Raw genomic sequence first — 21,276 nt, 5'->3', positions numbered from 1 at the left:
TCAAGGTTTGACAGATTGCGCGGCACGGGCCTGCGCGGCTTCGTCTAAGGCGTGTTGCGCCTCAGGGGGCATGTAATTCTCGTCGTGTTTGGCAAGCACCTCGGAGGCGGTCATCAGACCTTGCGCATCCAAGCGACCTTGCGCCACCACGCCCTTGCCCTCTTTGAACAAATCGGGCAGCAAACCACTGTAGCGCACAGGTATCTCTTGGGCGGTGTCTGTCACCACAAAAGACACATCTGTGCCGTTGCGTTGCAGGCTGCCTACTTTCACCAAACCACCAATGCGAAAGGTTTTGTTCTTGGGCGCTTCACCCTTTAACACTTGGGTAGGTGTGAAGAAAAACACCAAATTGTTTTGAAACGCATTAAGCACAAAAGCTGCGGCCAATGCCAGCACCAGCACACCACCTGCAATCAGCGCAAAACGGGTTTGCCGAGGCGTCATATTCATGGGTTCTCCAAGGCTTTTTCGGCCCGCGCCAGCGCCAAGGCGCGGCGGTGGGCTAGGTGAGCCTGAACCATTTCCAAAAGCAGTAGTAAAGCCGTCATTCCCATGCTGCCCCACACATACAGGCCATAACCACCCATCAACCAAAAATCAGACCATGTCTCCCACCTCATGCATTGGCTCCGGCAACTTCAGCAAGAGCCTGCACCCAATCGGTATGACGTTCACGCTCAATGATGAGGGTACGAACACGGTAGCAAACAATGGCCAAGGTATAGGCCCACATGGCCAAGGCCATCAGCAACATGCCCCACAACATCAGTTGCGCCATGCTTGGCGAGCGTGTCAGCGACACCGATGCGCCTTGGTGCAAGGTATTCCACCACTTCACTGAAAAATAAATGATGGGCACATTGATGGCGCCAACGATAGCAATCAAAGCCCCGGCGCGGTCGGCGCGGCGCACATCGTCAATGGCAGAGGTGAGCGCAATGTAGCCAAGGTAGAGAAAAAACAAAATCAACTCAGACGTTAAACGTGCATCCCAAACCCACCATGTGCCCCACATCGGCTTGCCCCACAAAGCGCCTGTCCACAAAGACAAAAACGCAAACATGGCACCGGTGGGCGCCAAAGCGCGGGTCATCATGCCCGATAAGCGGGTGTTGAAGGTGAGGCCCAGCACACTCCAAAACGCCATGGCAAGGTAAATCACCATGGACATCCAAGAAGCGGGGACATGCACAAAGATGATGCGGTAGCCCTCGCCCTGTTGGGCGTCAGCTGGCGCCAATGCAAAGCCTATCCACAAGCCCGCCAAAGTGAGTGCAAAGGCGATGGCGGCTAGCCAAGGCCACAAGCGTCCCGCCAAGCCGTAAAAGGTCTGGGGTGCAGCGTAATAGAACCAGCGCATCGTCATTTATTCATTCCAAGGCAATGCGCAAAGCCGCACTGCACGCCCAAGGGCTGAAAAACACAGCTGGCAACAACATCGCCAGCAAAATTGAAATATGGGCTTGCGCACCCAAACCACTGTTCAAGGCCTCGACTGCGCCAGCACCAAACACCAGCACCGGCACAAACAAAGGCAGAACCAACAACGCGATCAACACACCACCGCCTCTTACCCCTAAGGTGAGTGCTGCGCCAATGGCACCAATACAAGACAACACCGGTGTCCCCAATAAAAGCGAGAGGGCCAACATGCCCAAAGCATCCGTTGGCAAATCGAACTGCAACCCCAACAATGGCGCCAATGCTACCAAGGGCAGGCCCGAGACCAACCAATGCGCAAAAATTTTCCCTAAGACCAAAAGCCCTAAAGGCTGCGGGGACAGAACCAAGTGCTCCAACGAACCGTCCCGCCAATCGTTTTCAAACAAACGCGGCAAGGTGAGCATGCTGGCCAGCAATGCCCCTACCCACAACACGCCCGGCCCAATATGACGCAAGGTGGCAGCTTCGGGGCCAATCGCCAAAGGAAACAAGGCGGCGACCACCACAAAGAAAAACAAGCCACTCAGCACCTCGGCTTTTCGCCTGAAGGCCAAACGCAGGTCGCGCACAACCAAAGTAAAAAACGCGTTCATGCGCCCAGCCTCCATGGCTGCACAGAGGGTCCCAAGTCAACCGCTTGGTGACTGGTGAAGAGCAACAAGCCGTCTTGCAGAAGATGGTTTTGTAACACTTGCTGCAAGGCATGAACCGCCAGTGTGTCCAGTGCGACAAAGGGTTCGTCCAGCACCCACAAGCGGGCTTTGGACAGATGCAACCGTGCCAGCGCTACGCGGCGCTTTTGACCTTGCGACAAGACGCGCAGTGGCAAATGGGCTCTTGCCTCTAGACCCTGCGCTTGTAAGGCTTGCAAGGCTTGTTCGTGACTGACAGGATGGCCTGCCAGTACTGAGGCGACGCGCAGGTTCTCCACAGCAGAGAGTTCATCTTTCAAGCCAAGGTTGTGGCCCAAATACAGCAAGTCCCGCAAAAAAGCATGACGCACCTGCGCAATGGCTTGCCCGCCCCAGCGCACCTCACCGCTGGCAGTGGGAGCCAATCCGCACACCATGCGCAGCAAACTGGTTTTGCCCGATCCGTTGTCGCCCTCGATTTGCATGGCTTGGCCAGGACTCAAGGTGAAACTTTGGGGTGCAAACAAGGGACGACCGCCACGTTCGCAACTCAGCGCAATGACTTGGAGTTGGCTCATACCCAAAACGTACCCGCCAAAGTCACTACTTTGGCACCTGTGCTGATTTTGAAACGTGCAATACCGGCGCTGCGACCAGTGTTGATGCCGCCCATGTCCAATGTACGAATGCCGCGCTCTTTCAAAGCCTCCATGCCTTTGTACAGCAGCAGGTTGTGCGCATGGGCATCGCGCCCCGCATCGCTGGTCCAACCAATTTGGTAGGTGGCGGCTTGGCCGTGCAGCAAAAACATCATGCCTGCCACACGGTCGCGCCCAATGTCAGCACGCAAAGTCAACACATTGTGGCCGGGCTGTTTACGCGAGGCGATGTAGGCATCGACAAAATGCAGCGGCATGCCTTGCAAGCCGCGGTTGTCTCGCTGCTGCTGCTCGGCGTCCATCAACCAGCGGTACTGGCCCACATTGGTGCCCACGCGGTGTACCGTGAGTTCTGACTTTTCAGCGCCACCCACGCGATGGCGAAAGCGCTTTTCCAAACCTGCTCTAAGGTCTGCCATCGACGGGCTGAGGTTAAGCAGCGCAGTGGAATAACCGGTCATGACGCGCTTCAAGGGCGACAGCCCCAAGTCTTGTGTACTGGGTTCATCTGGGGTGACAAACAAAAACCGCAAACCCTTGACCGGCAGGCTTTGACGCAGGCTGCGATAGGCATGGGCTTTGTCTTTGCCGCTCAGGTGAGCTAACCACAAAGGGCCTCGGGTACACAAGGCCACACCGCCCAAGTTGCCAAAACGTCGCACCACGCATTGCGCCAAACCTACGGTTTGGCCATCGGCTTGAATGACTGCGCGAACAACTGTGCCACCGCTGACCAACATGGTCGAGCCATAAGCCCAATCTTGCTGAAGTGGGCCTGCGGCCTGGGCGTGCGCTGCGTCCCATGCATCTGTGTCTTGGGTGCCCCACTCGACTTTCATGCCGCCACACCCGCTTTGGTTAACATGGCCGCATGTGGAGCAGATTGTTTAAACGCACGCCGGTACAAACCGTGATGGGCCATCGCCTTGCCGAGCCGCGCCTGACGTGGCAAGCTGCCCTGTGGGTGTTTATCTATGTGGGCATCCCCTTGCTGTTGATTGGCACCTTGATTGACTTGGCCATACAGCTGACCACCGGCATATGCACCGGTTTGTGGTGTTTTTTCTAAAGCGTTGCCATTCATAAAGTGGGCATCTTAGCGGTTGCTACTGCCTTGTTTTTCAGGACTCCATGAACCTCCCTTCCTCCCCCTCCCCCCAATCCCTCTCTGGCCTCTTTCCATTTGTGAAACCCTACAAAGCGCGTATTGCTTTAGCGGGGTTGTTTTTGCTGGCAGCCGCAGCAGCCACCTTGGCGTTTCCGTGGGCCTTAAAACAGTTGATCGACCAAGGCCTGACGGGGCCGGGCAGTGCCGAGCGCTTGGCAGGGCAGTTCGCGCAGTTGTTTGGCGTGGCGGCGGCTTTGGCGCTTTTTTCAGCAGCGCGTTTTTACACCGTCACTTGGTTGGGCGAACGCATCACGGCGGATGTGCGCAATGCGGTCTATGGCCATGTGCTGCAACAAAGCCCTGCGTTTTTCGAGACCACGCAGACCGGCGAGGTGTTATCGCGCTTGTCCAACGACACGACACTGGTGCAAACCGTGGTCGGCTCATCACTTTCCATGGGACTGCGCAACTTGGTGATGGGTACCGGTGCTTTGCTGATGCTGGTTTACAACCACCCCATGCTGATGGTGCAAGTCATTGGCCTCTTGGTGTTGGTGGTGTGGCCAAGCGTGACCTTGGGTCGACGGGTTCGCAAACTCTCACGCGCCAGCCAAGACCGCGTGGCCGACGCCAGTGCCTTGGCCGCCGAGGTGTTGAACGCGATTCCTGTGGTGCAAAGCTATACCTCGGAGGCCCGTGAAGCCACGCGTTTTGTGGACTCCACCGAGCAAGCCGTGAAAACGTCCTTGCGACGCGCATTGGCACGTTCGGTGTTGGTGGGTTTCATTATTTTGGCCAGCAGTGCCGCGCTCTTGTGGGGCCTGTACCAAGGCACTTTGGCAGTGCGTGACGGCAGCATGAGTGCGGGTGAGTTGGGGCAAACCGTGGTCTATGTGATTTTGCTGGCCAGTGCGTTTGCGGTGCTGGGCGAGGTGTATGGCGATTTGCTGCGCGCTGCAGGGGCTACCGAGCGCTTGATGGAGTTGCTGAGCACAAGGTCTGTCATCAGTTCACCCTCAAGGCCTTTGCAAGCCGCTTGGCCAGAGCGCGGCTCATCATTGTCTTTGCAGGCTTTGGATTTTCATTACCCCTCACGGCCGCAAACCATGGCCTTGGCGGGTTTGAGCGGCGATATTCATGCGGGCCAAACAGTGGCGGTGGTGGGCCCCAGCGGTGCGGGCAAAACCACGCTGTTTGGTTTGCTGCTGCGCTTTTACGACCCGCAAGCGGGGCGCATTGTGCTCGATGGCGTGCCCATCAGCGAGTTGTCTTTGCACGATTTGCGTTCACGCATTGGCATCGTGCCGCAAGAGCCGGTGATTTTTTCAGGTTCAGCCATGGACAACATCCGCTATGGCAAACCCACAGCCACCGACGCTGAGGTGTTGGCTGCTGCCAAAGCCGCGTTTGCCGATGAGTTCATCGTGCAACTGCCCCAAGGCTATGACACCTTTTTGGGTGAAAAAGGCGTGCGCTTGTCGGGCGGTCAACGCCAACGCATCGCCATTGCCCGCGCCATGCTGAAAAACCCGCCGCTTCTTTTGCTGGACGAAGCCACCAGTGCGCTGGACGCGCACAGCGAACGCATGGTGCAAGCCGCACTTGAAACCGCCATGCAAGGGCGCACCACCTTGGTGATTGCCCACCGTCTCGCCACCGTGCAAAAAGCCGATGTCATTTGGGTGTTAGACCACGGCGCTTTGGTCGAACAAGGCACGCACACCGAGCTGGTCGCCAAGGGCGGTTTGTATGCGAGTTTGGCAGCTTTGCAATTCAATCAAAATTGAAACACATGGCACTCTTGCAAACCCCAGACACCGCCATCGACTCGCCCCAAGCGGCGTGGCGATTGCTCACCACCTTGCTGCTGATGCTCTTGGGCAACAGCGGTATGTATGTGGTGTCTGTGGTGTTGCCAGAGGTGCAAGCCGAGTTTGCTGTCAGCCGCGCCGATGCCTCCATCCCCTACACCTTGAGCATGTTGGGCTTTGGCATTGGCGGCATGTGGATGGGGCGCTGGGCCGACCGCTTTGGCATTGCGCGGGTGGCGGCCTTGGGCGCTCTAGGTGTGGCCAGTGGTTTTGTTTTAGCGGGCATATCGGGCGGCATCGTGGGTTTTGCCTTGGCGCAAGGTTTGTTGGGTTTGCTGGGCATTGCGTCCACCTTTGCGCCCTTGTTGGCCGACACCGCGCAGTGGTGGAACAAACGCCGTGGCATTGCGGTGGCGGTGTGCGCCAGTGGCAATTATTTGGCAGGTACCTTGTGGCCACCCATCGCGCAATGGGGCGTGACCCAAGTGGGCTGGCGCACTACCTATCTATGTATAGGCTTGTTTTGCGGCATAGGCATGGCCTTGCTGTCTTTGCGTATGCGCACCAAACCACCAATAGCCCAAGCGGCCACGGTCAACCGCCACGGCGTGATAGCGTCTGAGCGGCCCTTTGGTTTGTCCGTCACCCAAGCGCAATGGCTGTTGAGTGTGGCGGGTGTGGGTTGCTGTGTGGCCATGGCCATGCCGCAAGTGCATATCGTGGCCTATTGCAGCGACTTGGGGTTTGGTGCGGCGCGAGGTGCTGAAATGCTGTCGCTGATGTTGGCTTGCGGCATCGTCAGTCGCTTGGTGTCGGGCGCGATTTGCGACCGCATTGGTGGCATTCGCACCTTGCTGCTGGGCTCAGCCTTGCAAGGCATTGCGCTGATGATGTTCTTGCCCTTCGATGGCTTGGTGCCGCTGTACCTGGTGTCGGCCATGTTCGGTTTGTTTCAAGGCGGCATCGTGCCGTCTTACGCCATCATTGTGCGCGAGCATTTCCCTGCCAAAGAAGCGGGTGCGCGAACCGGCACCATCATCATGGCGACCTTGGTGGGCATGGCGCTGGGCGGCTGGTTGTCCGGCAAGATTTTTGACATCACAGGTTCCTACCACGCGGCCTTTATCAACGGCATTGCATGGAATGCGCTGAACTTTGGCATTGTGTGGTGGCTTTACAGACGCCACCAAAGGCATCAAGGTTTGCAGGCGGTAAAAACATAGCGATTGAGGCTAAAGAAATAGCCGCCAGCTTGCTCCATGCTGCTGACATCGGCTTGCCAATCGGCAACCAACTGTGAACCGTAGTCAGGCAAACCACCCACAAAGGAAGCGATAAAACCCATCATGCCGCCGCTGAATGTGTGGGGGTTGAAACTGAGGTTGATTAAGGGGATGGTGTTGACCTGCACTTGCGCAAATCCTGCAGCTTGCAAGCGTTGCACCAAGCTGCGTGGCAACTGGGGATGCGGAATATGCTGGCTCCAGCCCTGCATCACGCGGCGCATACGTGCTTCATCACGACACGCCCAGACGCAAGACTCCCAGTCGGTGTCGACCAACAAAACCTGTGCGCCGCTTTTCATCACCCGCGCCAGTTCAAGGAATGCAGCGTCCAAGTCCGCTACATATTCATAGACCTGCGTGGCCAGTGCAACATCAAATGCGCCATCGGCAAACGGCATATGCAACACATCGGCTTGGTGAAAAGCCACTTGCTTGGCGTCTTCACAGCGTCGAGCCGCCAACTGCAACATGGGCGGGGCGATATCAATGGCATCCACACGTCCTTGGTCACCTACTGCAAGCGCTAGGGCCAAGGAGGTGAGGCCAGGGCCGCAACCAATGTCCAAGGCCTGCATACCAGGTTTGATATGGAGCAACTGAAAAATCTGCTCACGTTGCTGCACCACATCGGGTGTGAGGTAGATGTTCTCCAAACGCTGGGCGCCAGCTTGGTCAAATTGCGCCAAGGTGCTGTCTGTATCACGCATGCATTGCACTCCAAGAAGGGTTCCCACGGCCAGCGTGAGCGCGTTGAATCTTAGCCGTACCCCCGTTGGGGAGTTGTATGCTCTGCCGCCATGAGCCTGTCTTCAGTCAAAACATTTTTTCAAGCACTGCAACTTGACGTCGCCATCTTGGAGACCCAGGCCAACACCGCCACCGTGGCCTTGGCCGCTGCCGCTCACGGCGTGGAACCGGGACGCATTGCCAAAACCTTGGCCTTCAAGTTGGCCGATGGCCGCGCAGTGTTGCTGGTGGCGCGGGGTGACGCTCGCATCGACAACGGCAAATTCAAAACCGCTTTGGGCAAAGGCAAGATGCTCAGCCCCGATGTGGTGGCTGACATCACTGGTCACCCGGTGGGCGGCGTGTGTCCGTTTGGCTTGGCGCAACCGCTGCCGATTTACTTGGACGTATCGTTGAAGGCTTTTGACGAGGTGTTGCCTGCGGCGGGTTCGGTCAACAGCGCGGTGCGTATCTCAGTAGCGCTGCTTGAGCAGGTGACGCAAGGGGTGTGGGTGGATGTGTGTCAGGCAGTGGAAGCTATCAGTAGCCATTGAATAAAAAATCAAGGGCCGTCACGATGCTGGCTTGCTCGGTGACCAAAGAAGCCACTTGATGCTTCAATACCCTGGCGGGAACCGCTGCCATTTTGGGGGTTTCAAGTACAAAGTCTTGACCTGCAATACTGAAAACAGGCATGAGTCGCTCGGGTATTCTCACGTTGGCAAACTGCCCCATCGGTCTCAATGGGATAACCATTCTGGTGTCCAAGCCATCAAATAAATCGTTTTGAATATCTAACATATAGGGTGTTGTCTTGGCTGATGCACCTTCATTGGCATAGACGTCAAAGCGAGGCATCAGAAGGTCTTCCATTCGTCCAAGGGCAAGCCTTCGGCAGCCACTGTTTCGTTGTAGACGGCGACAAATGCGGCATGTTCTTCGCGCCAGCGTCTGGCCTGCTCTTGCTTGACGTAATTCTGTAAGTAGGCGTCGCACAGTTTGGAGATGTTGAGGTTGAGCTGCTTGGCAGCGTCCAACACATCTGCGCTGAGGGTGAGGTTGGCCGCACGCTTGCCCGAAGGCTTGAGCGCTTGAAGCGTTTTGGTGTTACTCAGGTTATGCATGATTTCGATGCGCATGATTGTATGCGTATATTTTATTACCCCTCTGATTTTGTATCAGCGCTTGATTTGAACCAACAAACGTATTTCAGAGTGAAAGTGATACTGCTTAAACAATTAAGTTCTAGTTAAACAGGTATTTTGATTTATTTATTAGTTATATTGAATATATTTATATATTCATTGGCTCTATCAAATGAATACCAACGATGGAAAACTGTTGCTGCCACCGATGGTGAAACACATGAGCAAAGTATGTCTTGGCATTGACAGAAGCCCAAGGCACCCGAAGTGTGGGGCAAACCGAAGTGCGTTTGCGTTTTTTGAGTGAGTTCGCCCAACTGACTTTGCACGAAAGTACATTGGTCGAGGTGTCCAAAAGCATTTACGAACGTCAGGGATGGCCGTCCCGCAATGGTGGCTTGGAGAAAACATTCATCCATTGGGCACAAGCAGATTCACAAGTGCTGGCCTTTTGCAAGATCAGCGAAAACCGCCATACCTTTGCGTGACTGCGTTAAGTATTTGCGCCATGCACACCAAGACCTTCCCGCTCAGTAAGTCTCTAACTGCAACCGCCCCTCTTGCCTCAAGTTAGCAGCCACAGAGGCCCAGTCCATTCCTGCACCCACGGCAATGTCTTGCAAAGCCTGCAACACGCCTTCTTCCATGACCTTCAAACCGCACACATAAAAATGGGTTTGCGGGTCTTGCAGCAAGGCCGCCAGTTGCGGTGCTGCGTCGCGCATGGCATCTTGCACATAGCGCTTAGGCTGGCCGGGGGTGCGTGAATACGCAAAGTGGATGTCGATGAAGTCTTTGGGCAGTTTTTGCAAGGGGCCAAAGTAGGGCAGCTCTTGCTGGGTGCGAGCGCCAAAAAACAGCACCAACTGACCGCCTTCATATTTACCGTTGGCTTTCAAGCGGCGGCGCCATTCGGTCATGCCGCGCATGGGCGCGCTGCCGGTGCCGGTGCAAATCATCACCAAGTGGCTGCCCGCATGGTTGGGCATCAAAAAGCTGCTGCCAAAGGGGCCTATCACCTGCACGCTGTCGCCGGTTTTCAAATCGCACAAATAATTGGAAGCCACGCCTTTGACGGGCTGGCCTTGGTGGTCTTGCACCACACGCTTGACGGTGAGCGAGAGGTTGTTGTAACCCGCACGTTCGCCGTTGCGTGGGCTGGCCACTGAGTATTGACGGGCATGGTGGGGCTTGCCTTGGGCGTCCACGCCTGGCGCAATGATGCCCACCGACTGCCCTTCCAACACGGGAAATGGCAGGCTGCCAAAGTCAAGCACGATGTGGTGGGTTTCGTTGTCGGTGCCTGCCTCGTTGACCTGCATATTGCCCACCACCTTGGCGCTGATGGGCGACTTGGGGCCGTACAAATTGGTCGTGGGTTGCGCCGCAGAGCGTGGCGGCACATTGACTTCTGGGGGGGATAAGGGCGCGGCAGCAACGCCTTGCCACTCGACATCAGACTGGGGCGCAGGCAATTCGTCCCACGTCAGTTGCTCAGCCACGCTGTAGGCTTTGCTGCGCAACACTGGCAACCAATGGTCAATGGAGCCCGTGGGACATGGCGGCACACAGGCCATGCAGTGGTTGCAAATGTCTGCATCCACCACATAGTTGCGGCTGTCGTGCGTGACCGCACCCTCGGGACAAGTGGCCTCGCAGGTGTTGCAGCGGATGCACACCTCGGGATCAATCACATGCTGCTGCAGCAGCTCGACCGTCTCGCTCATGCCTGAACTTTAATTGAAGCGCACGTAGTCAAAATCCACCGGCTGGCGGTTGATGCCAATCGCTGGTGGCGCAATCCAATTGGCAAACTTGCCTGGCTCGACCACACGGCCCATCAGGCTTTGCACAAAAGCACGGTCCTCTGCGGTGGGCAACCATTCGCCGACCTTGGCATTCCATTCGTTCTCCGACACCACGCGGCCATCGGGCGAAATTTTGGCGCCCGACAATGCGCCGATGTTGCGGTGAAATGCTTTGTGCGGCACGCTCAGGCGGTGGGGCAAACCGGCTTTGTCGATGACGCGGTTCCAACGCTCTACGCCACCCACCGAGTCTTTGATGAAGTCGTCGCGCAGCACTTCGTTGAGTGCATTGAGCATGGGCACTTCTTTTTCTTGTAACTGGCCGTTGACCACATTGAGCACTTTGTAGGTTTGGCCGCGCAACACATGGTCGTCGTCGCGCTTGGTTTCTTCATAGCGGCCTTTGATGCCGGTGGAATAAAACGTCGCCGCGTTGCTGGACTCGTCGGCACCAAACAAATCGATGGTCACGCTGAAGTGGAAATTCAAATAGCGCTGCAAGGTGGGCAGGTCGATCACGCCAGCGGCGCGCAACTGGCCCATGTCGTCGGTTTTGAGTTCATTCATCTTGGCGCAGGTGCGCTGGATGATTCGGCTGATGCCAGACTCACCCACAAACATGTGGTGCGCCTCTTCGGTCAGCATGAACTTGGTGGTGCGAGCCAGTGGGTCGAAACTGCTCTCGGCCAAAGCGCAGAGTTGGAACTTGCCGTCGCGGTCGGTGAAATAGGTGAACATGAAAAAGCTCAGCCAATCGGGCGTTTGCTCGTTGAAGGCTTGCAAGATGCGCGGGTTGTCTTCTTGGCCGCTGCGGCGCTCTAAAAGCGCTTCGGCTTCTTCGCGGCCATCGCGGCCGAAATGTTTGTGCAGCAAATACACCATGGCCCACAGGTGACGGCCCTCTTCCACATTGATCTGAAACAGATTGCGCAAGTCGTACATGCTGGGCGCGGTGAGTCCCAGGTGACGCTGCTGCTCGACAGAAGCCGGCTCGGTATCACCTTGCGTCACGATGATGCGGCGCAAATTGGCGCGGTGTTCACCAGGCACGTCTTGCCATGCGGCCTCGCCTTTGTGGTCGCCAAAATGGATTTTGCGGTCGGCCTCGCCTTGGTTCAAAAAGATGCCCCATCGGTAGTCACGCATCTTCACATGGCCGAACTGCGCCCAGCCTTGCGGGTCCACGCTGACAGCGGTGCGCAAATACACATCGTTGTCGGTCGTGCCCTCGGGGCCCATGTCGTCCCACCAGTTGATGAAGTTGGGCTGCCACTGCTCCAAGGCGCGTTGCAATGTGCGGTCGCCGCCCAGGTCGACGTTGTTGGGGATTTTTTCGCTGTAGTTAATGGCTGACATGTGTTTTCCTGATGAGATGAAGGAAATTAATTGGGATCTGACCCCAATTAAATGCGGTTGAAATCGAAAGCGGCTTTCTCGCCTTTGCCGTAGACCTTGAGCGCACCTTTGTCGCCGACGGCGTTGGGGCGGTTGAAGATCCAGTTTTGCCAAGCCGACAAACGGCCAAAAATGCGGGTCTCCATGGACTCTTTTTGGCTGAAGCGCAAATTCGCTTCCAAGCCGGTGAGCGAATCGGGCGACATGGCAGCTCGCTCTTCAATGGCGATGCGGATTTCATCGGCCCAGTCAATGTCGTCGGGTGCCGCAGTGACCAAACCCAGCGCCATCGCTTGGTCAGCGTCCAAAGCTTTGCCGATGGCGGCACGCACAGCTTCAAGCGGCGCGGTTTCTTCATAGAAACGCCGTTGTAAACGAGACTGATGGTTCACCATGGGGAAGAAGCCCATGTTCAATTCATTCAACACCACACGAGGCGCTGTGTCTGGCGCATCAGGCAGGGCCAACATATAGGCGCGGTCGGCACAAAACGCCAACTCGGCCAAGGTGCCCGCAAAACAAGATCCCTCGTCGATCAGCGCAAACAAAGAGCGGGACGACACATCCAGTCTGGCCAAGGTACGGCGCAGCAAGCCGATGGTTTCATTCACCAACCAATGCGCTTGGTGCTGTACCAGCAATGCATCAGACTGCAAAGCCAAGGCTTGGTCGCCGCTGGTCTTCAGCAGCCATGTACCGATATCTAGCTCGTTGCTGCGCAAGCACAAAATCGCATCATCCAATTCACGCGCCATTTGCAAGGGGTACCAGCTGTCACCGGCTTGTTGAATCGCTTCGATGGTGCTGGGCAAAGCCGCTTTGGGTGCTGACACGGTAAGTGTGGCTGTGCGCTTGGTGCGGTCAATGTCGACCTGCACATAGTCATAGTGCAAACTGTCGGCAGTGGTTTTCTTGTGCAAAGGGGTCAAAGCCACGCCTTGACCTTTGGCTGCTGCACCCGCACGTTGGCTTTGGGCAGCAAGTTGTTGGGCATGTTTGGCCACCGCATCGGCAAACTGCGCGGGCTTGGCGATGGCATCCACCAAACGCCAGTCCACCGCTTTTTGGCCGCGCACGCCTTCAACGCTGGTGCAAAAAATATCTGCGTGATCATGGCGCACATGGCGCTTGTCAGTCACGCGGGTCAGGCCACCGGTACCAGGCAACACGCCCAACAATGGCACTTCAGGCAAAGAAACACTGGATGAGCGGTCGTCGACCAACACTATCTCGTCACACGCCAGCGCCAACTCGTAGCCGCCACCCGCGCAAGCGCCGTTGACCGCCGCCACAAATTTCAAGCCGCCATGGCGGCTGCTGTCTTCGATGCCGTTGCGGGTTTCGTTGGTGAATTTACAAAAGTTCACCTTCCACGCGTGGGTAGACAAACCCAACATGAAGATATTGGCACCCGAGCAAAAAATGCGGTCTTTCAAACTGGTGACCACCACCGATTTGACTTCAGGGTGCTCAAAACGCAGTCGCTGTAAGGCATCGTGCAATTCAATGTCTACACCCAAATCGTAGGAGTTGAGTTTCAATTTGTAGCCAGGCAAGATGCCACCGTCTTCTTGGATATCCAAAGACAAGGTGGCAATTTCACCGTCCACTTTCAAGGACCAATGGCGGTACTGGTTTGTATGGGTTTGGTAATCGACCTTGAAATCTGACATGGGGGCATTCCTTTGATGCCCTGCATCATCGTGCAGAATTTATCTCGGTTAATGCAATATATTGCAGCTATTTACAACTGAGCTAGCCAAGCCTTTTTCAACACCTGAAAGCTTTGCTCCTCGGACTGGGCGCTGGTGTCGATGTATACATCTGCTTTGGCGTAATAGGGGCTGCGGCTACTGAGGATGCGTTGCAAGTCTTGCATGGCCTCGGTGCTGGCAGCCATGGGGCGGGTGTCGCCTTGCGCCAAAACCCGCGCCATGTGGTCCTCTGGCGTGGCTTGCAACCAAATTGCAAAGCACTGTGCCAGCAGCTTATTGAAGGTGGTCTCCTCTGACACCAAGCCGCCAGGGGTAGCCAACACCGCGTGGGTGTTTTGCGCCAAGCTGTCTTCCAAAGCGCGGCGCTCGTAACGGCGATAGGCCTCGGGCCCATACAGACCGTGAATTTCGCTGATGCTGCAACCCGCCAGCTGCTCGATCACACGACTGAGCTCGACAAACACATAGCCCAGCTCTTTAGCCAAACGTTTGCCCAAGGTGGACTTGCCCGCACCACGCAGGCCAATAAGTGCAATGTGTTGACGCGGCGCTAAGCCGGCTTGCGCCGATTCTTCCAGCAGGCTTACCAAGTTGCATTGCAAGGCTTTGGCCACTTGCAACAGCACCAAGACCGATGCATTGCCCGTGCCCGATTCCAAATTCGCCCAATGCCGCTCAGACACCTGCGCTCTGGCCGCCGCCGCTTTGCGTGACAAGCCCCTGCGGGCACGCAACAAGCGCACCCGCTCGCCCAAGGCAATCAGGTAGGGGTGTTTTTCGTCCAGCGGGGTGTTGCGCATCTATGCACTTTAATGCATATTGGTGGCTGCTTGGTTTCAGGTGTCTTTGGACACCTTGATGGTGGGAAATTTGGAAGAAAAATCTTTCGCCTTGGCGGCCACCGCCACTGCCAACTGCCTTGCCACCGCTTTGTAAATACCCGTGACTTCGCCATCGGGGTCGGCCACTACGCTGGGCAAGCCGCTGTCGGCTTGCACACGAATGGCCATGGACAGCGGCAAAGCACCCAAATACGCCATGCCTTCGGCATGGGCCATTTTTTTGCCGCCTTCCACGCCAAAGATGTGCTCGGCATGGCCACACTGGCTGCACACATGCACCGCCATGTTTTCCACAATGCCCAAAATAGGCACGCCCACTTTTTGGAACATGCGTATGCCCTTCAAAGCGTCTATCAATGCAATGTCTTGCGGCGTGGTAACAATCACCGCACCCGTCAGCGGTACGCGCTGACTCAGCGTCAACTGGATGTCGCCGGTGCCAGGGGGCATGTCCACAATGAGGTAATCCAAGTCACGCCAATGGGTTTGCCGCAGCAATTGCTCCAAGGCCTGCGTGGCCATAGGACCGCGCCAGACCATGGCTTGGTCTTGTGCCACCAAAAAACCAATTGACATCACCTGAACGCCGTGCGCTTCCAAAGGTTGCATGGTTTTGCCGTCAGCACTTTCAGGCCGACCCGACAAACCCATCATCATGGGTTGGCTGGGCCCGTAAATATCGGCGTCCAGCAAACCCACACTGGCGCCTTCAGCGGCCAAAGCGAGTACCAAATTGGCAGCAGTGGTGGATTTGCCCACGCCGCCTTTGCCAGAGGCCACCGCGATGATGTTCTTGACCTGCGGTAACAGCGCCACGCCAGGCTGGGCTGCATGGGCAATCACTTTGCTGCTGACTTTGGCCTTGACCGAGCTCACTCCGCTGACTTGACCCACTACCTGTTGCAACTGCTGCTCGAATGCGGCCCACAGGCTTTTGGCGGGATAACCCAGCTCCACCTCAAAGCTGACATCGCCGCCTTTGAGTTGAAGATTTTTCACAGACTTGCTTGTTACAAAGTCCAGGCCAGTAAGGGGGTCGACCACGGTTTTCAACGCGTTGGTGACATCTTGTTCGCTCAGGGCCATATGTACTCCAATGTGTCTGTTGGGCAAAAGGGGGCTAGTCTAACGAGCTCTTTCATTGACGAAAGAAGCAACGCATAAAATCAGCCTCCCTCTTTGTTGCGACCCCCCATGACCCAGCGCCGCTTATTTGTCACCACCGCCCTGCCCTATGCCAATGGCAACTTCCACATTGGGCACATGATGGAATACATACAGGCCGATATTTGGGTGCGCTTTCAACGCATGCAGGGCCACGCGGTCAACTTTGTCTGCGCTGACGACACCCACGGCGCGCCCATCATGATCGCCGCCGAAAAGGCTGGTCTCACGCCACAACAGTTTGTCGCCAACATCGCCGCTGGCCGTCAACAGTACTTGGATGGTTTTCACATTGGCTTTGACAACTGGCACTCCACCGACGCCCCCGAAAACCACGCCCTGGCCCAGCAGATTTACCGCGACCTGCGCGACCTCTCCCCTGCACAAGGCGGCACGCTGATCGAGCGCAAAACCATCGAGCAGTTTTTCGACCCCGAGAAAAACATGTTCTTGCCCGACCGCTTCATCAAGGGCGAATGCCCCAAGTGCGGTGCCAAAGACCAGTATGGCGACAACTGCGAAAGCTGCGGCGCGGTCTACGCGCCCACCGATTTAAAAAATCCCTACTCGGCCTTGTCGGGTGCGACGCCGGTGCTGAAACACGCCGAGCATTTCTTCTTCAAACTCTCAGACCCGCGCTGCGTTGAATTTTTGCAAGACTGGACACAAAACGGCCAACACCTGCAAGCCGAGGTGGCCAACAAGGTGAAAGAGTGGTTCAGCGTTCGCACCAACCCGGATGGCTCCACCAGCGAGGGCCTGGGCGACTGGGACATCAGCCGCGACGCGCCTTACTTTGGCATTGAAATTCCCGATGCGCCGGGCAAGTACTTTTATGTGTGGCTGGATGCGCCGATTGGCTATTTGGCGTCATTGAAAAACTGGTTCGATAAAGGCGGCTCCAAGGCCCAGCACGGCGAGACGCGCAGCTTTGACGAGTACATGGCCGCTGATGACACCGAGCAATACCACTTCATCGGCAAAGACATCGTCACCTTCCACACCCTGTTTTGGCCGGCGATATTGAAGTTCAGCGGCCGCAAAGTGCCGAACAAGGTGTTTGTGCATGGCTTTCTCACCGTGAACAACGGCGAGAAGATGAGCAAAAGCCGTGGCACCGGCTTGAACCCCTTGAAGTACTTGGAGCTGGGTATGAACCCCGAGTGGCTGCGCTATTACTTGGCCGCCAAGTTGAACGGGCGCAACGAGGACATCGACTTCAACGCAGATGATTTTTTGGCACGGGTCAACTCGGACTTGGTGGGCAAGTACATCAACATTGCTTCAAGGGCAGCGGGCTTCATTGCCAAGCGTTTTGGCGGCAAGTTGGGCGCGGTGAGCGCCGATGGCGAAGCGCTGCTGGCGCAACTGCATGCCGGCCTGCCCGCCATCGAAGCCCTTTACGACAACCGCGATTGCGCCAAAGCGCTGCGCGACACCATGGCCTTGGCCGACCGCGTGAACGAATACGTCGACGCCAACAAGCCTTGGGAGTTGGCCAAACTAGAAGGCCAAGACACCCGCTTGCTGGATGTGTGCAGCACCTGCATCGAGGCCTTCCGATTGCTGAGCCTGGCCTTGAAGCCCGTGCTGCCGGCCTTGGCCGCCCAAGTGGAAGCGTTTTTGAACATCGCGCCTTTGCAGTTTGCGCAGCGCGACCACCGCATGGGCGCGGATCACAGCATCGGCAGCTACCAACACCTGATGCAACGCGTCGACCCCAAGATGCTGGAAGCTTTGTTTGAGCCGGATAAATTGGAATCTGACCCCAATTTATCTGTCCCCGGCGGCGAGCCGATTGCCGAGACCATCTCCATCGACGACTTTGCCAAGATCGATTTGCGCATCGCCTTGATCGTCAACTGCGAAGCGGTGGAGGGCAGCACCAAGCTTTTGCGCTTGACGCTGGACGTGGGCGAAGGCCGCACCCGCAATGTCTTTAGCGGCATCGCCAGCATGTACCAACCCGCGGACTTGGTGGGCAAGCTCACCGTCATGGTGGCCAATTTGGCGCCGCGCAAAATGAAGTTCGGTGTGTCTGAGGGCATGGTCTTGGCCGCCAGCCACGCCGATGAAAAAGCCCAACCTGGCATCCATGTGCTGCACCCTTGGCCGGGTGCCACGCCGGGCATGCGCATCCACTGATGCGCTGCTCGGCGGTCTTATTGGCAGCAGGCCCGGCCTCACGCATGGGTCACCGACCCAAGTGCTTGCTCGAGCGTGATGGCCAAGCGCTGATTCGCCGAACCGCCCTTGCCTTGCTCGACGCAGGCATTCAAGAGTTGGTGGTGGTGCTGGGACACTACGCCCAAGAGGTAGCACCTGCTTTGAAAGGTCTGTCAGTTCGCACAGTGACCAACCTCCATCCCGAGCAAGGCATCATTTCCTCCCAACGTCTAGGCTTACAAAGTATCACCGCAACCTGCGATGCGGTGCTGATGTGTTTGGCCGATCAACCGCTGATAGAAGCACAAGACAGCACTGAATTACTTTTAGCTTTTGCCAATCGCCCAACAAATACGAGCTTGGTTTTTCCTCAAGTGCAAGGACAGCCGGGTAACCCAGTAGCCTTAAGCGCTGAAGTGCGTGAAGCGGTCTTGCAAGCCACAGATGACTTTGGTTGCCAAACTTGGCGTCAACACAATACCGCTTTGGTGTGTGCATGGGCAAGCGACAACCAGCACTTCATCACCGACCTTGACAGCCAAGCCGATATCGCGGCCTTGCAGCAACGCGGTATCGATCTACGCTGGCCAGACGTCAGCGCACTCTAAGCCCAGAGGCGTATAGTGGTTTGCCATGGCATGGCTGACTTTTCAACCCCAATTATTTCAAGCGCTCAAGGGCTATAACCGCCAGAAACTGGGACAAGACATAGGCGCGGGTTTGACAGTTGCGGTAGTGGCCCTGCCCTTGGCCATGGCCTTTGCCATCGCCTCAGGCTTGAAGCCAGAAGCCGGCTTGTTCACCGCCATCATCGCGGGGTTTCTCATTTCTGCAATGGGCGGCAGCAAGGTGCAAATCGGTGGACCGGCTGGCGCCTTCATCGTCATCGTTTATGGCATCGTTAGCCAGCATGGTGTGGCTGGCTTGATGTTGGCGACGCTGCTCTGTGGTGTGTGGTTGCTGCTCATGGGCATGTTGCGATTGGGATTGCTGGTTCGATTTATTCCTGTGGCTCTCATCATTGGTTTTACCAACGGCATTGCGGTGCTGATTTTGTTGTCGCAAATGAAAGATTTTTTCGGTCTGCATATTCACCCTCTGCCGCCAGACTTTTTCCATTTGTTGGCGTCCTTGGCCAAACATGCCGATACCCTCAACACCGCCGCCTTGGCCTTGGCCTTGGCTAGTCTGGGTCTGTTGGTACTGTGGCAAAAATTGTTGCCCAAGGTCTTGCCCAGTGTTTGGGTGCGGCGTTTGGCAGTGTTGCCGGGTTCGCTGTTGGTGCTGGTACTCAGCACGCTTGCCACTGTGGGCATGGACTTGCCAGTAGACACCTTGGGCAACCGTTTTGGCGGCATGCCCGACAGCTTACCCCCATGGACTTGGCCGTCATTTAACGCTCAACAACTGCATGCCGTGCTGCTACCCAGCATCACCTTGGCACTGTTAGTCGCGATCAAGTCTTTGCTGAGTGCAAGGGTGGCGTACAAGCTTATTCATGACCGACATGACCCCAACCAGGAGTTGATGGCGCAAGGCATTGCCAACTTGGCCATGTCTTTTGTGGGCGGCATGCCAGCCTCCGGCACGATTGCCCGCACCATGACGAATGTGAAAAACGGCGCTGCTAGCCCAGTGGCCGGCATGGTCCACGCTATCACCCTGTTGCTGGTGATGCTGCTGGGAGCGCCTTTGGCGTTTCATGTGCCCTTGGCGGCCCTCAGCGCCATCTTGGTTTTTGTGGCTTGGAACATGGGCGAGTGGCATGCATTTGCGGATCTACAGCAGTTTCGCTGGCCTTACCGCCTCACGCTGTTGGCGGTGTTTGTGCTGACGGTGACAGTGGATTTGAGTGTTGCCGTCTCGGTGGGCTTGGTGGCGGCCACCCTCACGTTTTTATTTCGCATCTCCAGCCTGACTCGCAGCGAGGTGCTGTGGCAAGACCCGCAAACCCAAGTCCTTCGTTTGCAAGGGGCTTTATTTTTCGGTGCAGTCAACCTGATAGAGCAACGCATCGACGATTTACCCAACCAGCGCTTGGTACTCGACTGCGCAGGCCTCATCTACATCGACTCCAGCGGCGCAGAAGCTTTGGGACAGTTGTACGAGGCTTGTCAACAACAAGGACTGCTGTTGCAACTGGCAGGCTTGAGAGGACAACCCTTGGATATCTTGTGCCGCTGTGGTCTGTTGGCGGAAATTGGCGAAGAAAACTGCCTGCCCGATGCGCAGGCGCTGGTAAAAACCCTTGGTGGCTAGAATAGTGTTCCCACTCTTGGACAGCCCCATGTCACTGTTTGCCCGCCCTGAATACGTCTCTGAAGCCTCGCAGTTCATCGATCAGTTTAAGCAGGCCAAGCCCACGCTGGAAGCCGAGCAGCGTCAGGGCCGTGCATTGCTATGGGATACCCTTCTCAATGCCAAGGAACAAAGCGAGTTCAAGGCAGCCAAAGTCGCACAAAAGCCCTACGTTTATTTCAATTCCAGCGTCAAGTGAACACGCCTCATTTGCATCCTGATTGGCAAGGACCCAGCGGCGACTTGCCCCATATGCCCAGCGTCATCGACCATGTGGCGGTGGCTCGTTTGTATGGTGAACCGCTGTTTGCCATGCCGCAGGACCTGTACATCCCGCCCGACGCATTGCAAATTTTTTTAGAGGCCTTTGAGGGCCCGTTGGACTTGCTGCTCTACCTGATCCGCAAACAAAACTTCAATATCTTGGACATTCCCATGGCGGGACTCACCCGCCAGTACCTCAGCTATGTCGAGGAAATTCGCAAAACCAACCTTGAGCTTGCCGCTGAATATTTACTGATGGCAGCCATGCTGATAGAGATCAAGTCGCGTATGTTGCTACCGCCCAAAAAGGTGGCCGAGGGTGTAGAGGCCGAGGACCCCCGCGCGGAGTTGGTGCGCCGCTTGTTGGAATATGAGCAACTTAAATTGGCGGCAGCCAACCTGAACCAATTCCCCCAACAAGGGCGAGATTTTTTACGCGCACAGGTGTACATCGAGCAGTCCATGCAACCCCGATTCCCGCACGTGGATGCGGTGGAATTACAGCAAGCTTGGGCGGATATTTTGCGTCGTGCCAAACTGGTGCAACACCACAAAATCAGCCGCCAAGAATTGTCTGTCAGAGAACACATGAGCATCGTCTTGAAAAAACTGCAAGGCCAGCGCTTTGTCGAGTTCGCCGATTTGTTCGACCCCGCTTTGGGTGTACCAGTGTTATTGGTGACCTTCATCGCCTTGCTCGAACTGGCCAAGGAAACTTTGGTGGACATCACCCAAGCCGAGGCCTATGCACCTATTTATGTTCGACTGGCTTACGCACCAGTGAATTGATCTCTTTGAGGAAAGACCCACC

Annotated in this window: 24 protein-coding genes; 9 read left to right on the top strand and 15 right to left on the bottom strand. The window is 56.3% G+C overall.

Features of this window, described 5'->3' with window-relative positions:
- The 7 genes from ccmE to AC9UEO_RS02675 are packed head-to-tail and all read right to left on the bottom strand — an operon-like array spanning position 1 to position 3,821.
- On the bottom strand, positions 1 to 447 hold the full coding sequence (gene ccmE / locus AC9UEO_RS02705) for a cytochrome c maturation protein CcmE (RefSeq protein WP_509529731.1): 447 nt from the start codon (positions 445 to 447) through the stop codon (positions 1 to 3).
- Between the two features lie 2 nt (positions 448 to 449).
- Positions 450 to 623: a heme exporter protein CcmD gene (gene ccmD / locus AC9UEO_RS02700; RefSeq protein WP_509529508.1), complete on the bottom strand. Its 174-nt coding sequence runs from the start codon at positions 621 to 623 to the stop codon at positions 450 to 452.
- Positions 620 to 1,369: a heme ABC transporter permease CcmC gene (gene ccmC, locus AC9UEO_RS02695; RefSeq protein ID WP_509529506.1), complete on the bottom strand. Its 750-nt coding sequence runs from the start codon at positions 1,367 to 1,369 to the stop codon at positions 620 to 622. The genes ccmD and ccmC overlap by 4 nt, the downstream gene beginning before the upstream one ends.
- Positions 1,370 to 1,373: 4 nt before the next feature.
- On the bottom strand, positions 1,374 to 2,039 hold the full coding sequence (ccmB, locus tag AC9UEO_RS02690; RefSeq protein WP_509529503.1) for a heme exporter protein CcmB: 666 nt from the start codon (positions 2,037 to 2,039) through the stop codon (positions 1,374 to 1,376).
- Complete coding sequence (ccmA, locus tag AC9UEO_RS02685) at positions 2,036 to 2,656, bottom strand: cytochrome c biogenesis heme-transporting ATPase CcmA (protein ID WP_509529501.1); 621 nt, start codon at positions 2,654 to 2,656, stop codon at positions 2,036 to 2,038. The genes ccmB and ccmA overlap by 4 nt, the downstream gene beginning before the upstream one ends.
- Entirely contained in the window at positions 2,653 to 3,576 is a 924-nt protein-coding gene (locus AC9UEO_RS02680) for a GNAT family N-acetyltransferase (protein WP_509529499.1), read from the bottom strand. Before AC9UEO_RS02680 ends, ccmA begins: the two co-directional genes overlap by 4 nt.
- Positions 3,573 to 3,821 (bottom strand): hypothetical protein, encoded by a 249-nt coding sequence (locus tag AC9UEO_RS02675; RefSeq protein WP_509529497.1) that lies wholly within the window; start codon positions 3,819 to 3,821, stop codon positions 3,573 to 3,575. Before AC9UEO_RS02675 ends, AC9UEO_RS02680 begins: the two co-directional genes overlap by 4 nt.
- A 47-nt stretch (positions 3,822 to 3,868) precedes the next feature.
- Here AC9UEO_RS02675 and AC9UEO_RS02670 point away from each other — a divergent pair, with 47 nt between their 5' ends.
- Complete coding sequence (locus AC9UEO_RS02670; protein ID WP_509529494.1) at positions 3,869 to 5,632, top strand: ABC transporter transmembrane domain-containing protein; 1,764 nt, start codon at positions 3,869 to 3,871, stop codon at positions 5,630 to 5,632.
- Positions 5,633 to 5,637: 5 nt separating this feature from the next.
- Positions 5,638 to 6,879 (top strand): MFS transporter, encoded by a 1,242-nt coding sequence (locus AC9UEO_RS02665; RefSeq protein WP_509529492.1) that lies wholly within the window; start codon positions 5,638 to 5,640, stop codon positions 6,877 to 6,879.
- Here AC9UEO_RS02665 and AC9UEO_RS02660 read toward each other — a convergent pair.
- Positions 6,852 to 7,649 (bottom strand): methyltransferase domain-containing protein, encoded by a 798-nt coding sequence (locus AC9UEO_RS02660; protein ID WP_509529490.1) that lies wholly within the window; start codon positions 7,647 to 7,649, stop codon positions 6,852 to 6,854. The two genes, AC9UEO_RS02665 and AC9UEO_RS02660, sit on opposite strands and share 28 nt — an antisense overlap.
- A gap of 90 nt (positions 7,650 to 7,739) precedes the next feature.
- Here AC9UEO_RS02660 and AC9UEO_RS02655 point away from each other — a divergent pair, with 90 nt between their 5' ends.
- A complete protein-coding gene (locus AC9UEO_RS02655; RefSeq protein ID WP_509529487.1) occupies positions 7,740 to 8,222 on the top strand; it encodes a YbaK/EbsC family protein in 483 nt (160 codons plus the stop codon).
- Here the strand turns inward: AC9UEO_RS02655 and AC9UEO_RS02650 are convergent.
- Together AC9UEO_RS02650 and AC9UEO_RS02645 are read right to left on the bottom strand one after the other, a co-directional pair.
- Positions 8,209 to 8,541, bottom strand: a complete 333-nt coding sequence (locus AC9UEO_RS02650; RefSeq protein WP_509529485.1) for a CcdB family protein — start codon at positions 8,539 to 8,541, stop codon at positions 8,209 to 8,211. The two genes, AC9UEO_RS02655 and AC9UEO_RS02650, sit on opposite strands and share 14 nt — an antisense overlap.
- Positions 8,526 to 8,807: a type II toxin-antitoxin system CcdA family antitoxin gene (locus AC9UEO_RS02645; RefSeq protein WP_509529482.1), complete on the bottom strand. Its 282-nt coding sequence runs from the start codon at positions 8,805 to 8,807 to the stop codon at positions 8,526 to 8,528. The genes AC9UEO_RS02650 and AC9UEO_RS02645 overlap by 16 nt, the downstream gene beginning before the upstream one ends.
- Positions 8,808 to 9,049: 242 nt before the next feature.
- Here AC9UEO_RS02645 and AC9UEO_RS02640 point away from each other — a divergent pair, with 242 nt between their 5' ends.
- Entirely contained in the window at positions 9,050 to 9,301 is a 252-nt protein-coding gene (locus AC9UEO_RS02640) for a hypothetical protein (RefSeq protein ID WP_509529479.1), read from the top strand.
- A gap of 42 nt (positions 9,302 to 9,343) precedes the next feature.
- On the opposite strand, the gene boxA is transcribed toward AC9UEO_RS02640, so the two are convergent.
- From boxA to apbC, 5 genes are all read right to left on the bottom strand, one after another.
- Complete coding sequence (gene boxA / locus AC9UEO_RS02635) at positions 9,344 to 10,540, bottom strand: benzoyl-CoA 2,3-epoxidase subunit BoxA (RefSeq protein WP_509529477.1); 1,197 nt, start codon at positions 10,538 to 10,540, stop codon at positions 9,344 to 9,346.
- 9 nt (positions 10,541 to 10,549) lie between these two features.
- Positions 10,550 to 11,977, bottom strand: a complete 1,428-nt coding sequence (gene boxB / locus AC9UEO_RS02630; RefSeq protein ID WP_509529475.1) for a benzoyl-CoA 2,3-epoxidase subunit BoxB — start codon at positions 11,975 to 11,977, stop codon at positions 10,550 to 10,552.
- Positions 11,978 to 12,024: 47 nt separating this feature from the next.
- The gene (boxC, locus tag AC9UEO_RS02625) at positions 12,025 to 13,689 is read right to left on the bottom strand and encodes a 2,3-epoxybenzoyl-CoA dihydrolase (protein ID WP_509529472.1); all 1,665 of its coding nucleotides are present in this window, start codon (positions 13,687 to 13,689) and stop codon (positions 12,025 to 12,027) included.
- Between the two features lie 71 nt (positions 13,690 to 13,760).
- Positions 13,761 to 14,531, bottom strand: coding sequence for a helix-turn-helix transcriptional regulator (locus AC9UEO_RS02620; protein ID WP_509529470.1), 771 nt, complete (start codon positions 14,529 to 14,531; stop codon positions 13,761 to 13,763).
- A 36-nt stretch (positions 14,532 to 14,567) separates the two neighbouring features.
- Complete coding sequence (gene apbC, locus AC9UEO_RS02615; protein ID WP_509529468.1) at positions 14,568 to 15,659, bottom strand: iron-sulfur cluster carrier protein ApbC; 1,092 nt, start codon at positions 15,657 to 15,659, stop codon at positions 14,568 to 14,570.
- A gap of 108 nt (positions 15,660 to 15,767) precedes the next feature.
- On the opposite strand from apbC, the gene metG reads away from it, so the two are divergent.
- From metG to AC9UEO_RS02590, 5 genes are read left to right on the top strand one after another with little or no spacing between them, the layout of a single operon-like run.
- The gene (gene metG / locus AC9UEO_RS02610; protein WP_509529465.1) at positions 15,768 to 17,882 is read left to right on the top strand and encodes a methionine--tRNA ligase; all 2,115 of its coding nucleotides are present in this window, start codon (positions 15,768 to 15,770) and stop codon (positions 17,880 to 17,882) included.
- On the top strand, positions 17,882 to 18,511 hold the full coding sequence (locus AC9UEO_RS02605; protein ID WP_509529463.1) for a nucleotidyltransferase family protein: 630 nt from the start codon (positions 17,882 to 17,884) through the stop codon (positions 18,509 to 18,511). Before metG ends, AC9UEO_RS02605 begins: the two co-directional genes overlap by 1 nt.
- A 25-nt stretch (positions 18,512 to 18,536) precedes the next feature.
- Positions 18,537 to 20,162, top strand: coding sequence for a SulP family inorganic anion transporter (locus AC9UEO_RS02600; protein ID WP_509529461.1), 1,626 nt, complete (start codon positions 18,537 to 18,539; stop codon positions 20,160 to 20,162).
- 28 nt (positions 20,163 to 20,190) lie between these two features.
- A complete protein-coding gene (locus AC9UEO_RS02595) occupies positions 20,191 to 20,400 on the top strand; it encodes a DUF3460 family protein (protein WP_509529459.1) in 210 nt (69 codons plus the stop codon).
- Between the two features lie 53 nt (positions 20,401 to 20,453).
- The gene (locus AC9UEO_RS02590; RefSeq protein WP_509529728.1) at positions 20,454 to 21,254 is read left to right on the top strand and encodes a segregation and condensation protein A; all 801 of its coding nucleotides are present in this window, start codon (positions 20,454 to 20,456) and stop codon (positions 21,252 to 21,254) included.
- Positions 21,255 to 21,276 lie beyond the last annotated feature (22 nt).

This window comes from Limnohabitans sp., assembly GCF_040401495.1.
In the GTDB taxonomy this organism is placed as follows: domain Bacteria; phylum Pseudomonadota; class Gammaproteobacteria; order Burkholderiales; family Burkholderiaceae_C; genus Limnohabitans.
This window is presented reverse-complemented; position numbering and strand designations above follow the sequence as displayed.

Coding starts and splice junctions, on each gene's coding strand:
- AC9UEO_RS02670 (WP_509529494.1), top strand. CDS start 3,869: ATGAACCTCCCTTCCTCCCCCTCCCCCCAATCCCTCTCTGGCCTCTTT.
- ccmE (WP_509529731.1), bottom strand. CDS start 447: ATGACGCCTCGGCAAACCCGTTTTGCGCTGATTGCAGGTGGTGTGCTG.
- boxA (WP_509529477.1), bottom strand. CDS start 10,540: ATGAGCGAGACGGTCGAGCTGCTGCAGCAGCATGTGATTGATCCCGAG.
- AC9UEO_RS02675 (WP_509529497.1), bottom strand. CDS start 3,821: ATGAATGGCAACGCTTTAGAAAAAACACCACAAACCGGTGCATATGCC.
- AC9UEO_RS02650 (WP_509529485.1), bottom strand. CDS start 8,541: ATGGAAGACCTTCTGATGCCTCGCTTTGACGTCTATGCCAATGAAGGT.
- metG (WP_509529465.1), top strand. CDS start 15,768: ATGACCCAGCGCCGCTTATTTGTCACCACCGCCCTGCCCTATGCCAAT.
- ccmA (WP_509529501.1), bottom strand. CDS start 2,656: ATGAGCCAACTCCAAGTCATTGCGCTGAGTTGCGAACGTGGCGGTCGT.
- AC9UEO_RS02590 (WP_509529728.1), top strand. CDS start 20,454: ATGCCCAGCGTCATCGACCATGTGGCGGTGGCTCGTTTGTATGGTGAA.
- boxC (WP_509529472.1), bottom strand. CDS start 13,689: ATGTCAGATTTCAAGGTCGATTACCAAACCCATACAAACCAGTACCGC.
- ccmB (WP_509529503.1), bottom strand. CDS start 2,039: ATGAACGCGTTTTTTACTTTGGTTGTGCGCGACCTGCGTTTGGCCTTC.
- AC9UEO_RS02620 (WP_509529470.1), bottom strand. CDS start 14,531: ATGCGCAACACCCCGCTGGACGAAAAACACCCCTACCTGATTGCCTTG.
- apbC (WP_509529468.1), bottom strand. CDS start 15,659: ATGGCCCTGAGCGAACAAGATGTCACCAACGCGTTGAAAACCGTGGTC.
- AC9UEO_RS02665 (WP_509529492.1), top strand. CDS start 5,638: ATGGCACTCTTGCAAACCCCAGACACCGCCATCGACTCGCCCCAAGCG.
- AC9UEO_RS02645 (WP_509529482.1), bottom strand. CDS start 8,807: ATGCGCATCGAAATCATGCATAACCTGAGTAACACCAAAACGCTTCAA.
- AC9UEO_RS02600 (WP_509529461.1), top strand. CDS start 18,537: ATGGCATGGCTGACTTTTCAACCCCAATTATTTCAAGCGCTCAAGGGC.
- ccmD (WP_509529508.1), bottom strand. CDS start 623: ATGAGGTGGGAGACATGGTCTGATTTTTGGTTGATGGGTGGTTATGGC.
- AC9UEO_RS02680 (WP_509529499.1), bottom strand. CDS start 3,576: ATGAAAGTCGAGTGGGGCACCCAAGACACAGATGCATGGGACGCAGCG.
- AC9UEO_RS02655 (WP_509529487.1), top strand. CDS start 7,740: ATGAGCCTGTCTTCAGTCAAAACATTTTTTCAAGCACTGCAACTTGAC.
- AC9UEO_RS02595 (WP_509529459.1), top strand. CDS start 20,191: ATGTCACTGTTTGCCCGCCCTGAATACGTCTCTGAAGCCTCGCAGTTC.
- boxB (WP_509529475.1), bottom strand. CDS start 11,977: ATGTCAGCCATTAACTACAGCGAAAAAATCCCCAACAACGTCGACCTG.
- AC9UEO_RS02605 (WP_509529463.1), top strand. CDS start 17,882: ATGCGCTGCTCGGCGGTCTTATTGGCAGCAGGCCCGGCCTCACGCATG.
- AC9UEO_RS02660 (WP_509529490.1), bottom strand. CDS start 7,649: ATGCGTGATACAGACAGCACCTTGGCGCAATTTGACCAAGCTGGCGCC.
- ccmC (WP_509529506.1), bottom strand. CDS start 1,369: ATGACGATGCGCTGGTTCTATTACGCTGCACCCCAGACCTTTTACGGC.